This window comes from Heyndrickxia ginsengihumi (genome assembly GCF_011008565.1).
GTDB lineage: Bacteria > Bacillota > Bacilli > Bacillales > Bacillaceae_C > Weizmannia > Weizmannia ginsengihumi.
The window spans coordinates 15087-32048 of record NZ_JAAIWK010000021.1 but is presented as its reverse complement, the minus strand read 5'-3'; the positions used below and the strand labels follow the sequence as shown (position 1 = coordinate 32048).

General features: G+C 36.6%; 18 protein-coding genes and 1 tRNA gene. 2 read left to right on the top strand and 17 right to left on the bottom strand.

Annotation, left to right across the window (positions count from 1 at the left end; genetic code table 11):
• The first annotated feature begins 111 nt into the window (after positions 1 to 111).
• Positions 112 to 825: a DUF8548 family protein gene (locus G4D61_RS12745; RefSeq protein ID WP_163174118.1), complete on the top strand. Its 714-nt coding sequence runs from the start codon at positions 112 to 114 to the stop codon at positions 823 to 825.
• Between the two features lie 702 nt (positions 826 to 1527).
• Here G4D61_RS12745 and G4D61_RS12740 read toward each other — a convergent pair.
• Complete coding sequence (locus G4D61_RS12740; protein WP_268812501.1) at positions 1528 to 1716, bottom strand: DUF190 domain-containing protein; 189 nt, start codon at positions 1714 to 1716, stop codon at positions 1528 to 1530.
• Positions 1717 to 1784: 68 nt separating this feature from the next.
• Between G4D61_RS12740 and G4D61_RS12735 the strand changes: the two genes are divergently transcribed.
• Positions 1785 to 2129 (top strand): hypothetical protein, encoded by a 345-nt coding sequence (locus tag G4D61_RS12735; protein WP_025727034.1) that lies wholly within the window; start codon positions 1785 to 1787, stop codon positions 2127 to 2129.
• 519 nt (positions 2130 to 2648) lie between these two features.
• Here the strand turns inward: G4D61_RS12735 and G4D61_RS12730 are convergent.
• From G4D61_RS12730 to G4D61_RS12655, 16 genes are all read right to left on the bottom strand, one after another.
• Positions 2649 to 3398 carry an ABC transporter permease gene (locus G4D61_RS12730; protein ID WP_025727033.1) on the bottom strand — a complete coding sequence of 250 codons (750 nt, stop codon included), beginning with the start codon at positions 3396 to 3398 and terminating at the stop codon, positions 2649 to 2651.
• Between the two features lies 1 nt (position 3399).
• Positions 3400 to 4161 carry an ABC transporter ATP-binding protein gene (locus tag G4D61_RS12725; RefSeq protein ID WP_025727032.1) on the bottom strand — a complete coding sequence of 254 codons (762 nt, stop codon included), beginning with the start codon at positions 4159 to 4161 and terminating at the stop codon, positions 3400 to 3402.
• A 236-nt stretch (positions 4162 to 4397) separates the two neighbouring features.
• A complete protein-coding gene (locus G4D61_RS12720; protein ID WP_025727031.1) occupies positions 4398 to 4730 on the bottom strand; it encodes a DUF1048 domain-containing protein in 333 nt (110 codons plus the stop codon).
• A complete protein-coding gene (locus G4D61_RS12715; RefSeq protein WP_025727030.1) occupies positions 4727 to 5080 on the bottom strand; it encodes a DUF1048 domain-containing protein in 354 nt (117 codons plus the stop codon). Before G4D61_RS12715 ends, G4D61_RS12720 begins: the two co-directional genes overlap by 4 nt.
• A 37-nt stretch (positions 5081 to 5117) precedes the next feature.
• Positions 5118 to 5450, bottom strand: a complete 333-nt coding sequence (locus tag G4D61_RS12710) for a DUF1048 domain-containing protein (protein ID WP_163174116.1) — start codon at positions 5448 to 5450, stop codon at positions 5118 to 5120.
• Positions 5450 to 5791, bottom strand: a complete 342-nt coding sequence (locus tag G4D61_RS12705; RefSeq protein ID WP_163174114.1) for a PadR family transcriptional regulator — start codon at positions 5789 to 5791, stop codon at positions 5450 to 5452. Before G4D61_RS12705 ends, G4D61_RS12710 begins: the two co-directional genes overlap by 1 nt.
• Positions 5792 to 6426: 635 nt before the next feature.
• Positions 6427 to 6499 (bottom strand) — tRNA-Ala (locus G4D61_RS12700).
• Positions 6500 to 6600: 101 nt separating this feature from the next.
• A complete protein-coding gene (locus tag G4D61_RS12695; protein ID WP_163174112.1) occupies positions 6601 to 8157 on the bottom strand; it encodes an ABC-F family ATP-binding cassette domain-containing protein in 1557 nt (518 codons plus the stop codon).
• A gap of 159 nt (positions 8158 to 8316) precedes the next feature.
• Entirely contained in the window at positions 8317 to 9492 is a 1176-nt protein-coding gene (dltD, locus tag G4D61_RS12690) for a D-alanyl-lipoteichoic acid biosynthesis protein DltD (RefSeq protein ID WP_025731243.1), read from the bottom strand.
• Complete coding sequence (gene dltC, locus G4D61_RS12685) at positions 9489 to 9722, bottom strand: D-alanine--poly(phosphoribitol) ligase subunit 2 (RefSeq protein ID WP_163174110.1); 234 nt, start codon at positions 9720 to 9722, stop codon at positions 9489 to 9491. Before dltC ends, dltD begins: the two co-directional genes overlap by 4 nt.
• A 15-nt stretch (positions 9723 to 9737) precedes the next feature.
• Positions 9738 to 10904: a D-alanyl-lipoteichoic acid biosynthesis protein DltB gene (gene dltB / locus G4D61_RS12680; protein WP_163174108.1), complete on the bottom strand. Its 1167-nt coding sequence runs from the start codon at positions 10902 to 10904 to the stop codon at positions 9738 to 9740.
• Positions 10901 to 12421, bottom strand: coding sequence for a D-alanine--poly(phosphoribitol) ligase subunit DltA (dltA, locus tag G4D61_RS12675; protein ID WP_163174106.1), 1521 nt, complete (start codon positions 12419 to 12421; stop codon positions 10901 to 10903). Before dltA ends, dltB begins: the two co-directional genes overlap by 4 nt.
• 17 nt (positions 12422 to 12438) lie before the next feature.
• Positions 12439 to 12585: a teichoic acid D-Ala incorporation-associated protein DltX gene (dltX, locus tag G4D61_RS12670; protein WP_081750084.1), complete on the bottom strand. Its 147-nt coding sequence runs from the start codon at positions 12583 to 12585 to the stop codon at positions 12439 to 12441.
• Between the two features lie 211 nt (positions 12586 to 12796).
• Positions 12797 to 13240 carry a flavodoxin domain-containing protein gene (locus G4D61_RS12665; RefSeq protein WP_025731247.1) on the bottom strand — a complete coding sequence of 148 codons (444 nt, stop codon included), beginning with the start codon at positions 13238 to 13240 and terminating at the stop codon, positions 12797 to 12799.
• Between the two features lie 11 nt (positions 13241 to 13251).
• Complete coding sequence (locus G4D61_RS12660) at positions 13252 to 14289, bottom strand: ribonucleotide-diphosphate reductase subunit beta (protein ID WP_025731248.1); 1038 nt, start codon at positions 14287 to 14289, stop codon at positions 13252 to 13254.
• A 28-nt stretch (positions 14290 to 14317) separates the two neighbouring features.
• A complete protein-coding gene (locus G4D61_RS12655) occupies positions 14318 to 16603 on the bottom strand; it encodes a ribonucleoside-diphosphate reductase subunit alpha (protein WP_025731249.1) in 2286 nt (761 codons plus the stop codon).
• Positions 16604 to 16962 lie beyond the last annotated feature (359 nt).

Genomic DNA, 16962 nt, shown 5'->3' with positions numbered 1-16962 from the left:
AATTTTTAGCTATAATGCTAGAAATTTTTTGAGTATTTACAAAAATATCCATTTGTATTAAATTAGAGGTAAGAACAGTTGATAAAATCAAAGATTACAAGGAGAAAAGTTATGCTCCCTACAACGCATAAAGATAATGATAAAATTACTGAATTTTGTGCAGAGGTTTTAGAGCTAGAAAATACAAAACTCCCTAGTGAATATTATTATTCTAGTCTTCCCCTTTGTGTTATTGATTCGGTATTTTCCATAGGAGTTCGGTATGAAAGTGTTAAAAATACAGTAAGTAGGTTTTGTAGCTATTTTAATCTTAATCAAGGACGCCGTGGAACTGAAATTCTAGACATAAGTGAGCAATTTTCAATTGAAGAATATCTAAGTTCTTTTGAAAGTTTAGGTTTAGAAATATTTGTGAATGATGTTTTAAAAAATAAACAAAGAACCTCTCCAACAAATGGGATATTAAAAGCTGAGGCAGTTTATTTGTTTTGCAAAATATTAAATAAGTATGGAGTGAATTATTTACAGGATGTAAAAAAAATATACGGTAATGAAGAATTTGAAAATGAAATTAGAACTATACCTGGTCAAAAAAGTGGCATTTCACTTGTTTACTTTTATATGCTAGCTGGGGACGACCAATGGATAAAACCTGACAGAATGATTACACGATTTTTAGAAAAAGTACTTCAAAGAAAAGTCAAGTTAGAAGAAGCTCAAAGTTTGTTAGATGAAACTACTAAACTACTAAAAAAATATTATCCAAACATTACCCCTCGTTTACTCGATTATCAGATATGGAATTTCGAAAGAAGTAGTAATTAACAATCTACTAACGATAAAGCTTCTTAATGATAAGAGCCGTTGTATTCTGAAAAGCATCAATAGATATGTTATGAATATAAGGATCAAGAAAGTAGCTTATGAAATGATTGAGAACACAAGAATACAAATTATTGTACGTTATTGTATTAAAAAATTTTTCCTGAGTAATTGGCCAATTCGACAGGAGTATAACAGTATTAGCCCCACCTTCGCTAAATACCATGATAGCCACACGTGCTATCCTCACTGATTAATAGGATAACGTAGTATTGTTAAATTTCTATTAAAGAGGCTTTAAAAAACAAACATATTTTTATTTCTATATTTTACATGTTGAGGTGGAACTTGGTAAGTAATCCTAAAGAGAAGAGATAGATATACTTGAATATCCTATATCTAAATGAAGCATAGCTTGCATGGCAGGATATGACTATTGATAGCAGTAGAACTTAGAGAGAAAATATCATCTTCCGAACATGAACATCGATATCCCATCTAATGTAATAAACATGAAACAATAGAGAATATCATTTTTGAAGTGTTAATTTATTTTCTGTTAGAGGTTTACGAATCAGAAGAAATACGATAACTTCCAGATTTTAAAAGAAGAACATTCATTTGCATTGAACGAGTATAAAAAAATAGATACAAAGCCATCATTCCCTAATAGAATAATGACTTTGCTAATTGTTACCAGCTACATTAATTGTTCATAGCTACACTTACAGGAGTGACAAATACAATTCCATCGACGACAATGCTTTTCAAAATGGGGATAAGATTTTCAAGCACTTCGCCTGTACCGATAGACTCTATCATTACAGGAGTATGCTCGCTAAATGAAAACAGAGATTGCTTATGAATGACATGATCCTCTCCAAATCCTTCTATCCCTTCTATTTTTCTGTCAGGCTTTACCTATTTTCGCTTCAATATGTGTACTTGCAAGTTTATTAGCATTGACGCCTTTATTAAAAACGATTTCTTTTGTTTTTTATCCAATTTTGCATTTGTTAAATATTCCCACAGAAGCGTCTTTAGGTATCGTCTTTGCCATGATACGTAAAGATGGGATGCTGCTTTTTAATCAAGGAAGTGGGCAGTTTCTGCATCAATTAAGTAGCTTCCAGCTATTCACTTTAGTATTTTTAGCATCAACGTTTTCAAGTTGCATGGTTACGATAACAGCTATAATTAGGCAAATGGGCTGCTGGAAAACAGCTCTTTCAATTGTTGTAAAACAAATGATTACTTCTATTTTATGTATTTGCTTATTTGCAGTACTTATATGTATTGGACTATAACATTTACTATCGATTGTAATGAATTTCAAATACAAGTTATGTAATGAGTAGTCTATTTAAAGATTAGAAAATTATTCGGCCTTGTGTCCCCCATTATAAAAATCAACTACCATATTGATGAAGAAGTACATAGGAAAACATCTGAAATGTTAGCTAATTTTATTTGTGGGGAATAGCAAACATGTATTGAGTGGATCTTGAAAATGTATATTAAAGTAAAAAGGGCAAAACCCTTAATAAATAAAGGTTTTGCCCTTTTTTTAATGGGATGGAGCATAGGGGACTCGAACCTCTGACCTCGACGCTGCCAGAATTTGTGGCTCACCGCTTTTTTGTAGATCGAGTACGGATGTTAAGTAACACCAACAATAGTGAATCAATATGTTGAAACTAATGATTAATTTCATACATGTAAAAGAGGACAATCTCAAAGCCATATAGTGGGAGATTGTCCCTCATACTAAATGCAGTCATCGCAACGGTTGACTATTGATATAGCAATCCCCATAATGATGTACTTTACCCTAACTGGCGTTTAAATGCTTTACTGGCGAAGAAGTAAGCAATGATCATGATGCCGACACACCAGGTAAGTGCGATCCAGATACCGTTGCCAACAGCTCCTCCATACAAGAGGGCACGAATCGTATTTACGATGGAAGTCACGGGCTGATTCTCGGCGAACGCACGGATAATTTTAGGCATGGTTTTGGTGGGGACAAAGGCCGAACTAATAAACGGCAGGAAAATTAGCGGATATGAGTAGGCTGTCGCCCCTTCCATAGACCTTGCAGTTAATCCGGGAATGACCGCCAGCCATGTCAGCGCTAGTGTAAACAGCCCGAGTATCCCAGCTACTGCGAGCCAATGCAGGATATCGGCGTTGGAACGGAAGCCCATCAAGAGCGCAATGAGAATTACTACGATGACAGTAAGCGCATTAGAAACAAGGGAGGTCAACACATGAGCCCACAATATCGACGAGCGCCTGATGGGCATGGTAATGAAACGCGCCATCAGTCCGCTTTTTACATCATTAAACAGCCGCATGGAAGTGTAAGAGACACCGGATGCGATAGCCATCAGCAAGATTCCGGGCAATAAATAATTGACGTAGTTATCCGTTCCTGCCTTTATGGCGCCGCCCAATACGTAGACAAACAGCAGCATCATCGCAATCGGTGTAATCGCTACCGTGATAATTGTATCCGGACTGCGCATGATGTTGCGCATTAAACGTCCTAGTAATACTCCTGTTCTGCTTTTCATTTTACATCTCCTCCTTTTTGCCGATGATCGCGAGAAAAATTTCCTCCAATGTCGGCTGCTTCTCAATGTATTCTACTTTCGCTGGCGGGAACATTTTTTTGAGTTCAGCAAGAGTGCCGGTCGTGATGATTTTCCCGTCATTTAGAATGGCGATACGATCCGCCAGTTGTTCAGCTTCCTCCAGGTACTGAGTTGTCAGCAAGATGGTTGTGCCGCCTCCGGCAAGCTTCTTGACGGTATCCCAGACTTCAATCCGTGCTTTCGGGTCAAGCCCTGTCGTCGGTTCGTCGAGAAAAATGACTTCTGGCGTCCCGATCAGGCTCATGGCGATATCAATCCGGCGCTTCATCCCACCGGAATAGGTATCTACCCGGCGGTTGGCCGCATCAGTCAGGCTGAACCTTACCAGCAGATGGTCAGCGACTTGAGCGGGATTGGAAACTCCGCGCAGCTTAGCGATCATCATTAGATTTTCCCTACCTGTGAGCATGCTGTCTAAAGCTGCGAACTGCCCTGTCAGGCTGATGCTCTGGCGAACATGATCCGGTTGACGCTGGACGTCAAAGCCGCAAATAGCAGCTTCGCCGCCATCGGGCTTCATCAGCGTCGAAAGGATATTGACCGTCGTCGTCTTTCCCGCTCCATTTGAGCCCAGCAGTGCGAAAATTTCGCCACGCTGTACCTCAAACCCCACCCCCTTTAGGACTTCCTTGCCTTTAAAGGATTTTTTTACCCCTTTTACAGAAATCGCCACATTGCTCATATTTTTTCCTCCTTATAAAAGTCCAGCAAGGCACTAGATTACCTTTACTCCTCTACTTAGTCATACTGATAATCTGTAATACTTACTACTGGATTGAAAATATAACTGAATAGTGAAGGTGGCAATTTACATTTGTAACCAGCTATTCAGTCGGTTTTATCTATTGAAATTACTTTTAAAGTGCAATATTTAGGGAAAAGTTCGATAGTATTTTGCCGTCAAGTACTAGGCTGCTTCTATTTTTTCATCGCCTTATCGACTTTTTGATTGACTGATTCTTGATAGAGATCAGCGTAAGTCTTAGAATCTTCAATCAGCGCATCGCAGAAAGCAGCAACATCTGTTCCTGTAACTTCAAGCACACCTTTCCCGGCAGTTACGCCTTCTTCAAAGAAACTGAGAATTTCCGAGAGCAGTCCGATACCTTTGTTTAACTCAACAGGACCGACTTTGAAGAGATATTTTTGGATCTCTTTATAGACAATTTGGTAATCTTGTGGAAGCGTTTTGACACGCGCAACATGGGCTCTCCATACTTTTTTGCCTTCGATGATTTCTTTGATACTCATTTCAGTCCTCCTAATTTTCTTGCTACGTTCTTGTTGAGTTGTTCACGCCATTTATCTCGATAAGTTTTTGCGCCTTCGTCACCAGCAAGCGCTGCGCAGAAGCCTTTGATATCATCCCCTAGTACTTCTTCGATGCTCTGGCCGTCTGCTGATGTAACTTCAAGCAGTTCAAGAGCACTGTCAAGAATCGGCATCAGATTACGACCAGTGAAATCTCCGTGAATCCAAAGATTACTTTTAATTTCTTTCCAAGCGGTTTGATATTCAGCTGGCAAGACTTTTGCTCGTGCTTCAAAACCTTTTATTTCTTTAGTCATATCGCTGCCGGTTATTTTTTCTAAAAAGCTCATTGTAGTCTCCTTTCAGATGCTGTTCAGCAAAGTTCTATTATTGAATCGAATCGTTAAGTTTTTGACGCTGCTTATCAACCCACGATTTTCCATCAATGGCAAGATCATCACAGAAGGCTGCTACGTCGTTGCCAGTAACTTCTTTAACACGCTTGCCATCGGCTGCGGCTTCTTCAAGAAGATCGATGATGTGATTAAAGACGAATTTCGTCTCTTGCCAATCCATCATGCCGCCAGTGTTCCAGAGATATTTTTGCATCGCTTTGTAGGCGTTATAGTAGTCTTCAGGTAAGGCTTTTGCACGGTTTTCCATTTCGCGCCATACTTTCTTTTCGCTAAAATCTCCAAAGATTTTTTCTAAAAAACTCATCATAATACATCTCCTTTTGATTTTATTTTTTTGAGCTCGTTAATTTTACTTGAGACGAAATCCCATTTTTTCCAAAACATTTCAAGCTGTTTTTGACCCGCTGCGTTAAGGGTGTAAAATTTTCTCGGCGGTCCCATATTGGATGGCTTTTTCTCAGTGTCCACCAGATTGTTTTTCTCAAGCCGCATGGTGATCGTATAAACTGTGCCTTCAACTACTTCAGTGAAGCCAAGTTTTCGCAGCTGTTGCGTGATTTCATAGCCGTAAGTTTCACCACGGCTGATGATTTCAAGGACACACCCCTCAAGCACCCCTTTTAGCATTTCTGTGATATTTTCCAATTTATTACCTCCATTTATATTTTGTTTTTATTTGTTTTATACTCTGTAACAGAGGTATTTTGTGTTACCGATATTCAGTGTTACTAACTACTAGTATATAGTATTACAGAATAGCCCCATTTGTCAATCAAATTTTCTTCAAAAAAGCCCGTTTTTATGCTTCAAAGGTGTTTTGATTCAATTTGGCAGTTCAGATTTTAATCTGATTTATTGAAAATTGATCACTTTAACTGCGTCTATAATGTTTCATATAGGACAGAGTAAATGGTTAGGTAATCTTCATAACATAAAAAAGGCCCAATTCGAATGGACCTTTATAAATTTGATTAAGGAACCCTTACTAAGTTATTTGTAGAAGATCACTCTCGTACAGATATTCCATCAATATCCCATCTTCATCAATAAATAAGAAATTGTAATAACTCTAGTTCCCTGCTAATAAACGTTCAGGTTAGCACAAAAAGTCGAAAAAAGGAGGGGACAGTATGAACTGCATCCTCTACTCAATAAATTATATTGTGCAGATTTTGTGCAAGTTGTTTTGACAATGTGCACGTTTTGAGGATCAATTGATTTTAAAATAAAAAAGGTCAAAACCCTTAATAAATAAGGGGTTTGACCTTTTTTAAATGGGATGGAGCATAGGGGGCTCGAACCCCTGACCTCGACGCTGCCAGCGTAGCGCTCTCCCAGCTGAGCTAATGCCCCGTTTATAGAATCATTTCTATTATTAGTATATAAAAAATAATAGAGAGTGCAAGCCTTTTTGCCATTTTTTATTCTATAAACAGGGGAGGTAGGGGTGGGGATTAAAACACCTTTGTAGTCCAGTTTTCACAGTTCCAAACATCTGTTACGACATCTTGATAAAATTCTGGTTCGTGGCAAATGATAAGGACGCTTCCTTTGTATTGTTTTAAAGCCCGTTTGAGTTCATCTTTGGCATCGACATCGAGATGGTTTGTCGGTTCATCAAGCACAAGCACATTTGTTTCTTTGTTAATTAGTTTGCAAAGACGTACTTTTGCCTTTTCGCCACCGCTGAGTACTTCTACTTTACTTTCAATATGTTTCGTCGTTAAGCCACATTTGGCAAGTGCTGCGCGAACTTCGTATTGGGTATAGGATGGGAACTCATTCCATACATCTTCAATGCAAGTCCGGTAGTTTGCTTGTTTGATCTCTTGCTCAAAATAGCCAGTTAATAAATAGTCTCCGCGTTCTACTGAACCTGATATTGGTTGGATTTCTCCTAAAATACTTTTTAATAAAGTCGTTTTACCAATACCGTTTGCTCCGACTAAGGCAATTTTTTGACCGCGTTCCATTCGTAAGCTTAATGGTTTAGACAGCGGTTCATCATAACCAATAACTAAATCCTTTGTTTCAAAGATCACTTTTCCGGACGTTCTGCCTTCTTTAAAATTGAACTCCGGCTTTGGTCTTTCTTGGGCAAGTTCAATCATTTCCATTTTATCGAGTTTCTTTTGGCGGGACATTGCCATATTTCTAGTAGAAACTCTTGCTTTATTGCGCGCTACGAAATCTTTCAGCTCGGAAATCTCTTGTTGCTGTTTTTTATAGGCAGCTTCCAGTTGCTGTTTTTTCATTTCATATACTTTCATGAAATCATCGTAGTCACCGACATAGCGGGTTAATTGTTGATTTTCCATATGATAAATTAGATTGATTACGCTATTTAGAAATGGGATATCATGAGAGATTAAAATAAAGGCATTCTCATATTCCTGTAAATAGCGTTTAAGCCATTCGATATGTTGCTCATCTAAATAGTTTGTCGGTTCATCTAAAAGGAGAATGTCTGGTTTTTCAAGCAGCAGTTTTGCTAATAGTACTTTTGTTCTTTGACCACCGCTTAAGTCATGGACATCCCGCTCAAGTCCAATATCATCAAGTCCAAGACCGCGGGCAATTTCTTCTACCTTTGCATCAATAATATAGAAGTCATTATTTGTTAAAATATCTTGTATCGTTCCAACTTCTTCGAGCATACTTTCTAATTCTTCAGGAGTTGCTGAGCCCATTTGCTCATATAATCCGTTCATTTCTGTTTCTAGATCGAATAAATATTGAAAGGCACCTTTTAAGACATCACGCATGCTCATTCCCTTTTGTAATTGGGCATGCTGATCTAAATAACCGACTCTTACTTTTTTTGCCCACTCGACTTTTCCTTCATCTGGCTGCAGCTTTCCTGTAATAATATTCATAAATGTTGACTTTCCTTCGCCATTGGCACCGATGAGGCCGATATGTTCACCCTTTAACAGGCGAAAGGAGACATCATTAAAGATCGCACGGTCGCCAAATCCATGACTTAAGTTTTTAACAGATAAAATACTCATATATATATACACCTTTTTCAGTAAATTTCTTTTCACACATATCAAGATTATATCGAAGAGAAGGGGATAAATAAAAGAAATTTTTAAAAGAAAAAATTAGAAATAATAGTGAGAAGATATAAATAAGGACTGTGAGTAGCTTCACAGTCCTTATTTCGATTATTGCTTCCAATGTTTGTCCATTGCTTCGTCTAAATACACCCAGCCTTTCCAGCCGATATGCATTGTGTCTTTTAAGAAATATGGATCGTATTCATGATTAGAGAAATCAGCAACCGGGAATCCCGCTTGTTCAACTTGTGCTTTAATTTTTCTATAATAGGTTTGCCGATTTGCTTCTGATAATCCTGTATAATCATACCATTTTCCGTTAACAGGAAGAATGACAAACAGTGGTTTTGCATTTTTTTCTTTTAACAAATCTAAGACCATTTGGAAGTCTTCGTATTCAATAGAATTTGTATAGGATGTATTAGTATTAGAGCCCTTTAACTGTTTGACGCGAAAAGCAATTTTCTTTTTATAATAACCATTTTCTACATTAAATGGATTATTTGTTGATCGTTTTTTGCCGTATTGATCGGCAAGTGTTTTTAAGCTAGTCCATGATTTGTTTTTAATAAGTTGCGTATTTTCCTGCCGATTTCTTTTAAAATGACCTGCAAGTGTAAAGTACAAATCTTTCTTAACCAATAGCTGCTTAGTCATATACGCGATTGGTTTCACAACAGCAGCTTTAAAGTGAGCGGATGATGAATCACTGATCTCACCTTTGAATAAAGTTGTCAAAATCGGATCCCTTGTAACAACATCAAAATGTAGCAGTCTTTTGATCGCTTGTTTTTTTAGTGCTGGATCAAGCCCCCGATTAAACGCCAAATCATAGGCTTGCAGCATTGAGTAGTTCGGATCAAAATGAAAATCATCTATACCGTTTTTATGAAACCATTGTGGCGATATAATAAATACTAACTTTTTTCCTTTTAATTGATTTGCATGTGCTGCAAAATTCATAAATTGAATAATGGATTGACAACCGCCACGCCCATATAGGAAGGGAGTAAATCCATCTGAATTTGCTGCAAAGTAATTAGAAGGATGGAAGGGATCAAAATGAGCCAACTCTGAAGACCCATAAATAGGAAAGTATTTTTTGCTTTCAAGCATCTTACTTTGAATATATTCCCCTTGAAACATGAGCGGGTTTAATTCTGTTGCAGCACTTTCCACGTTTTGATCCGTAATAAAATGTTCAATCCAACGATTTGGAAAGAATAAAAATACGAGAAATAGTGCAAAGGCAATGATGATTGGTGCAAATGCATATTTTTTCATTCCTGTTCAGCTAACTTCCTTGCAATTTGATTTGGTGTATTCCATTCTTCCCGTGTAAATTCTGTAATAGGAATACTAATACCGAAGCGACCTTCGATTTCTACTAATAGGGTAATGATGCCGAATGAATCTAATAGGTTATGTTCGAATAAATCAATATCTGGTTCATTTACAACGACGTCATCTTGACATACTTCAGCGAGCATATTGAATACCTCTTGTTTTTCCATTTTATTTAATCTCCTTTATTTAAATAATTGTCCTGAAAAAATATAAAAACCGAAACAAATAATGTTGAACGTAATGAAAACTGAAAGGACGTGAGTTAATTTATTTTTTGGCCAAAATTTATGTTTTCGATTCCATCTATCAAAATAGTCAAAGCCGATCATCAGACATGCATGATACAGCCCATATACAATATATTGGAGGGCAATACCGTGCCATAATCCCATAATTAGGAATAACAATAGATACCCTAGGTTAGATACGGTATAACGATTTTTAATCCACTTTTTCTTTGTCATCCAGAAAACAAAGCGCATGTATACATAGTCTCTAAACCAATAGGAGAGCGATAAATGCCAACGATTCCAGAAATCTTTAATATTTCTGCTTAAAAATGGCAAGTTAAAATTTTCAGGTGTTTTAATGCCCATTATATAACTGACCCCAATCGCGAATGCACTGTATCCTGCAAAATCAAAGAAAAGGTACATGCTATAGGCGTACATATATAAAAGATCGGCGATAAAAGGTTTTATATAGACAAAAGGATTAGTAGGCAAATAGACTAAAAGATCGTGATGGATCAAATATGCAATAATAAACTTATATAAAAAGCCTTGAAAAATTTTATTAATTCCTTCATATAGGAATGTCCGATATTCTTCTTTTGATGGCGTTACAGCGTCATCTTTTTTAAATCGGCGCCAACGATCGATTGGGCCTGATGAAATCGTTGGAAAGAATAATAAAAAGTAGAGAAAATCTATTGTCGATATATCATGTTTTATTAGTCCGTCTCTGATTTCCATCACCATTTGTACTGCTTTAAAAGTGAGGTAGGAAATCCCTAAAAATCCAAATAAATCATGTAAACCTAAAATTGGAAAAATCTTTACACAAACTAAAGGTAAAATTGATGCAATGACACAAAGACAAAATAGAAAAGTACTATTTTGCTGTTGCCGGTAGAAAACATAACCTTTGATAAGCAAAAGCTGCCATATTGTAAATAAGATAAGAGAAACGATGCCAACGAGATTGTTTGCAAACATAATGATTAGCATGACGAGCGTAATCACCATATTATAAGATCTTGCTCGTTTTCCATTCAAACCGATAATGATCGTTGGAAGCAGTAGTACAGCAATGATGAAGAAAAATAGAAAAGTATCATATGGAATCATCGCAATCCCTCTATTGATAAGGCTTTACGATCTATTTTTCCGTTGGCTGTTATCGGCAATTGTTGATAATACGAGAATTTCCTAGGAATCATATAAGATGGCAGCACTTGCATTAAGTCTTTTTTTATTGCACTTGTAAGTTGATATTCCTTTTCGAAGGAATGTTTTGCTGGAACGATCACAGCATTTAAATAATGAATTTCCCCATTATGTTTTACTGGAACGACAACGCAAGCTTTAATATACGGTGACTTGCTTAAATGATGTTCGATTTCTTCTAGTTCCATGCGATAGCCATGAACTTTTACTTGGAAATCTAAGCGTCCTTGATAATAAAGGTAGCCATCTTTTCGAAAGCCAACATCTCCAGTCCGATAGGCTCTCACTCCATCTTTTATAAAAAAGGCCTTTTTTGTTAACGTTTGTTCTCCTAAATATCCTTTGCTAACACTTGGACCAACAATGGTGATTTCGCCCTTTTCTCCATCAGGAAGGGGATGTCCATTTTTATCAGCAATGAAAATGTTTGCATTTTGTTTGCAAGCACCAATTGGTAACATGCCTTCGTTGTTATACATATCCTTTGTAATTTCTACCATCGTGACTGCTACCGTTGCTTCAGTAGGACCATATAAATTAACGATTTTCGCCTTTGGAAACCGTTCATGAAGATGCCTTGCGGTTTCCGGCGTAAGTACTTCTCCGCAAAAAAGAAATACCTCTAATGCTGGCAACAGTTTATTTGTGAATGTCGGTTCCATTAAGCACATCTGTGCAAATGATGGTGTTGAAGTCCATACTTGAATGCCAGAATGCTGTAATTCTTTAAATAAATTTGTTGGCTTTGCAATGAGATCTTTTGAAATTGGAAAAATTCTTCCACCTGTATAAAGAGCAGGATAAAGATCCATTACAGATAAATCAAAGGAAAAAGGTGCTTGATTCATAAAAATCATCTGCTGCCGCAGAGGGAGATCTGCTAAAATCCAGTCGATAAAGCTTTGTAAATTATTTGCCGTAATTTGGACACCCTTTGGTTTTCCTGTACTTCCAGACGTGTATAAAATATAAAAACAATCTTCATTACTTACCCAAAGGGTTTCTGGAACTTGCCCAATAGATTCATTTATAATTTGCTGTAACTCTTCATTGCGTATAAAGGTTATTGGATATTGGCTAAATCCTTGCTCATCCAACTGTTCAATGGCAAGCACATATTCGGCGTTTGAACTGTCTATAATACTCTTAATTCGGTCAAGCGGAATCGAAGAATCTACCGGAATATAAGGATGTCCAGCAAGGACGCTTCCGAGAAACGAAATAATCATGTCACTCTCCATATGACCGTAAACAATAATAGGAGACTTTGATTGTTTGCAATTCTTAATAAGATAAGAAGCCAATTGATTTGCGCTTTGCCATAGAGCCGCGTATGTCAATGTACGGCTGCGGTCACGATAGGCAATTCTCTCTGGATGATCTAATGCAATTTGGCGAATATTTGTTAGTAGCCTCATATATCTCCTCCCAATCTTTAAAACTCAGAATATATAAATGGTCCTACACGCATATCATGAAATCCATATACAAGAACCAGTAATATGAGAATGAGCAAATAGTATAACGTGCGTATGCTATATTTGAAAAACGGATGCTGAAAGCCTTTTTTACTTTGTTCCATAAGCATAATCCTTTCCAACAACATATTTCTTTTATGGCAATGCTTCCTACGGCAAACGATCTACAATAAATAGACTGTCGTTTTTTATAAAAAGTTTAAAAAAAATATCTTTTTTTATTAATTTTTTTAAAGATGTTAGTAGGGGAGACGGTATGAATAGCAGAAAAAGGTTCCAGCCTACAATGCATATCCATGCATGGAGGCTGGAACCTTATTTTTCCTGTAATCTTTTTAACATGAGTTTCACAAATTTCTCGCAACGTTCTAAATCTTGTGTCTGGGGAGTCAGCTCAACTTTTAATGTGACAGCTAAATTTGTATGTACGAATAACATATCTCTAAATTCATCGACTGCACCGCAAAAATTTGGATAAAAGCGGTCTCCTGTTCCGACTACACCTGTTATAAGATGCTTTACGTTTTGCTGTTCAAATGCATGGTAGAGCGGAGTCATTTCCTTAGGAATGTCCCCGCTTCCCCAAGTATAAGTGCCGACAATCATTGCATCATAATCATCCAAGCGCGTGAGCGGGAAGGAATTAATATGATAGAGCTGCACTTGTTGTTGATGATGCTCTCGAAAAAGATTGCAGAGTATATCCATGAGTTCTTTTGTGTTGCCTGTTTTAGAAGTATACACTAAGGCAATATTCATATTCAGCACTCCTACAATTCGTCAAAACCGTTAGATTGCGTTACCTTTGTATAAGTTCTTGATTTTTGTTCAAAGAAATCAGATTTTGTATTATTAATCATTTCATCACTAAAGACGTGAATCCAAGGCATTGGATTTTCTTTATCTTCATATAAATTATCTAAACCTAGCTGACGTAATCGTTTATTTGCCAAATATTCAAGGTAGCCATCGAATTCATGTAAATCAATACCTTCAATTCCATCTAAAATAAAATGTGCCCATTCTTGTTCACGTTTGACTGCTTGATCAATCGTATCATAAGCATATCGAATATTTTCTTCAGAATTTAAGGCTTGGTTTTCTGTTAATAGAATGCGAATAAACTGTGAAATAAAATAAGCATGCTGCATTTCATCACGTTGAATATAGCTGATCATCGTGCTCGTTTTTAACATTTTTTGTCTACGTGCTAAATTATAGAAGAAAGCAAACCCTGCATAGAAATATATTCCTTCCAGCGTAATAGAGTGAACAGCTAGCTTAAATAAACGGTCTGCAGTTGGATCATTTCTAAATTCTTCGTAAGCATCTAAAATTGGCTTAATCCGTTTTAAAGCAATTTGATCTTCTTTTGCTTCATTAAAACGAGCATTTTGTTCACTTAATGGAACGAGTGAACTCAAAATATATGAGTAAGATTCATTATGAACCGCTTCTTGCTGCGAGATAACAGCAAAAATCGCTTTAAAACTTGGATCGGTTACATAGTCCATCACTTGACTCATCGTTGGCGTTTGCAGGCTATCAAGTGAGGCAAGCTGTGTATTAATCCTTAGAAATACATCTTTTTCTTTAGGACTTAGTGAATCCCATTGTTTGATGTCATCTTGCATATTGATTTCTTGAGCCTTCCAAAAGTTACCGAGCAAAGTATGATAAAAATCATACATTTGCGGGTAAGCAATATCATTCCAGTTAAGCAAGCCTGATGCTTGACCATTGATAATTCCCGTTGATTTATTAGGAAATTCAGGGTTTAATAATTTTATTTTTGTTAATCGTTCCATGACGAATGCCTCCTGTCGACAATATCGCTTAGCTATGGCAAGCTTCACATTCTTCGATTTCAGTTTGAGAAGTACTTCTTACATAGTAAGTTGTTTTCAGTTTTTGTTTCCATGCTTCCATGTGCAAGTTTAGAAGTTCTTTTGCTTTAATATCATGACGTACATATAAGTTAAAGCTGATTGCCTGGTCAATATGGCGTTGACGCGCAGCGTTTTGTTTAATGCTCCATACTTGGTCTAATTCATGTCTAGCTTTACGGTAGTAATTATACGTAACATGATCAAGATCAGGGGCAGTTACTTTGAATTTAAAGTTTTTCTTTTCTTCAGCGTATTCGACAGAGTATATTGGATCAATTCCATCTGTTGAACCACCGATTTTAGCTGTTGATGAGTTTGGCGCAATAGCCATGAGCCAACCGTTGCGAAGCCCATTCTTTGCTATTTCATTTTTTAGCTCGTTCCAGCGTTCAGATGTATACTGTTTACGTTCAAAGTATTTACCTGTCTCCCATTCAGATCCTTTAAATTGACTATATGCACCTTTTTCCTGCGCCAGTTCCATTGATGCGCGAATAGTGTAGTAAGCAATATCTTCATACAATTCATCTGCAAATTGTACAGCATCATCAGACTCCCAATGGAGTTTTTTCAAAGCAAGTAAATGATGCCATCCGAATGTTCCTAATCCAATTGCTCTGAATTTTTTATTTGTTGCTTGTGCTTGACCAACAGGAATTGTATTAATATCAATAACATTATCTAACATTCTTACTTGTATCTTAATAAGTCGTTCTAATACATTAGCAGTAATCGTTCTTGCTAAGTTAATAGAAGAAAGATTGCAGACAACAAAATCTCCTGGTTTACGAACAATGACAAGATTTCCATCTTCATCTTGATATTCTCGTTGAATTGTTGTAGCAGACATGTTTTGCGCAATTTCGGTACATAAGTTACTGCAATAGATGGAGGTGTAACCTTCGCCACGTAAATGTTTGTTCGGATTTTGTCGATTTACTTCATCACGATAGAACATATATGGAGTACCTGTTTCTAACTGAGCCACCATGATACGTGCCATAATATCCATTGCGCGATATGTTTTTCTTGGTAGAAGAGGGTGATTGACTGCTTCTTCATATTTCTCGGTGAAATATTTTCTATCTGTTTCGTCATAGAAGTCTTCAAGCCCTAAAGCATTGCCGTTTTCATCTTTCCAGCCCATTATTTGTTTGACTTGATGCGGGCAGAACGTATGCCATTCACCGATGCTTCTACCATTTTCATCTACTTCTTGAAGTTTTTCCATAAATAGATCTGGGATTGCAACACCAGTAAAAATATCGTGTGCTTTACGACGTTCGTCTCCATTATTTGTTTTTAAATCTAAGAAGCCATTCATAATATCTTTATGGAAAATATCAAGATAAATCGCGATCGCGCCTTGTCTTTGTCCTAATTGATCAACACTAACAGCTGTATCATTGATTAGACGAATCCAAGGAACAACTCCAGAAGAATTTCCCTTAAACTTCTTAATATCAGAACCTAATGCACGAACTTTACCGTAATAAATGCCGATACCGCCGCCGTCTTTACTTAATCTTGCAACATCCCAGTTATTTAAATAAATACCGTCAAGTGAATCTTCAACCGTATCAATGAAGCAAGATGACAATTGGCCATAGTTCTTGCCAGCATTAGAAAGTGTAGGAGTCGCAACCGTCATATATAAATGACTCAATGCCCAATATGCTTCTTTTATTAGTTCAAGGCGACGCTGTTTTGGTTCGTTTTTCATAAGAGTCATTGCAATGATTAAAAAGCGTTCTTGTGGCAATTCATATGTATTGCCGTCATGGTCTTTCGCCAAGTAACGATCTGCAAGTAAAAATAATCCAATATAATTGAATAAATGATCTCTTTCTGGAACAATTCCTTTTGCAAGTTCATCGATTTCTTCCTTGGAGTACAGATTCAGTAAATCAGGTGAATAGATGCCTTTATTTGTGAGGGTTTGGATTAAGTTGAAAAAACTCCCGTATTTTAATGAGCGGCTATATCCACGATTTGCCGCAGCCTTTTCATATAGTTCATTTAAAAATAAACGAGCCGCAACAAAAGTCCATTGAGGTTGATCCATTGCAATTTGATTTAATGAGTAGAATAATGCATGTTGATTAGCATCTTTTGCAGTTGCATTAAGATCTTTTACTTGTTCTATAATATCTGTAGCATTAAGGTTATATTTTTCCGCAGCAGTTTGAATAATTTCTAACACATCTTGTAATTCATTTTTCAGTTCTGGCATGTTTTTTCCCCTCTCGATTAAAAAAATTCCCATCTTCCACATGTAATGAACAGCTATTCACCAAAATTCCCTACCATCTGTATCTAGTTAATAGAGAGTTGATCTGAAGTGGCATAAAAAAACTGCTCAGGTTACCTTGAGCGGATGAACGATGATTTTAACATTTAAATAATGTTTTAAAGTCATTGTCTCACCTTCCCAAATCCAGAGAAGTTATAATGTTTCATCACATATGTTTTGTCTAAGAAGATAAAAGCAATCTGTTTAAGAGTTTTACTTTAAATCTAATAATCTCTTAACCATAAAATGTATTATTTTGCTTTATGAATCAATATATAGTGTTGTTTTGTTGATTATGT

Bases quoted from the DNA above. Each gene is read 5' to 3' on its own strand.
- G4D61_RS12710 (WP_163174116.1), bottom strand. From the start codon at position 5,450: ATGAGTTTTTTAGAAAAAATCTTTGGAGATTTTAGCGAAAAGAAAGTA.
- dltC (WP_163174110.1), bottom strand. From the start codon at position 9,722: ATGGAAAAACAAGAGGTATTCAATATGCTCGCTGAAGTATGTCAAGAT.
- dltA (WP_163174106.1), bottom strand. From the start codon at position 12,421: ATGAGGCTACTAACAAATATTCGCCAAATTGCATTAGATCATCCAGAG.
- G4D61_RS12715 (WP_025727030.1), bottom strand. From the start codon at position 5,080: ATGAGCTTTTTAGAAAAAATAACCGGCAGCGATATGACTAAAGAAATA.
- G4D61_RS12745 (WP_163174118.1), top strand. From the start codon at position 112: ATGCTCCCTACAACGCATAAAGATAATGATAAAATTACTGAATTTTGT.
- G4D61_RS12725 (WP_025727032.1), bottom strand. From the start codon at position 4,161: ATGAGCAATGTGGCGATTTCTGTAAAAGGGGTAAAAAAATCCTTTAAA.
- G4D61_RS12665 (WP_025731247.1), bottom strand. From the start codon at position 13,240: ATGAATATTGCCTTAGTGTATACTTCTAAAACAGGCAACACAAAAGAA.
- dltD (WP_025731243.1), bottom strand. From the start codon at position 9,492: ATGAAAAAATATGCATTTGCACCAATCATCATTGCCTTTGCACTATTT.
- G4D61_RS12695 (WP_163174112.1), bottom strand. From the start codon at position 8,157: ATGAGTATTTTATCTGTTAAAAACTTAAGTCATGGATTTGGCGACCGT.
- dltB (WP_163174108.1), bottom strand. From the start codon at position 10,904: ATGATTCCATATGATACTTTTCTATTTTTCTTCATCATTGCTGTACTA.
- G4D61_RS12655 (WP_025731249.1), bottom strand. From the start codon at position 16,603: ATGCCAGAACTGAAAAATGAATTACAAGATGTGTTAGAAATTATTCAA.
- G4D61_RS12720 (WP_025727031.1), bottom strand. From the start codon at position 4,730: ATGAGTATCAAAGAAATCATCGAAGGCAAAAAAGTATGGAGAGCCCAT.
- dltX (WP_081750084.1), bottom strand. From the start codon at position 12,585: ATGGAACAAAGTAAAAAAGGCTTTCAGCATCCGTTTTTCAAATATAGC.
- G4D61_RS12730 (WP_025727033.1), bottom strand. From the start codon at position 3,398: ATGAAAAGCAGAACAGGAGTATTACTAGGACGTTTAATGCGCAACATC.
- G4D61_RS12660 (WP_025731248.1), bottom strand. From the start codon at position 14,289: ATGGAACGATTAACAAAAATAAAATTATTAAACCCTGAATTTCCTAAT.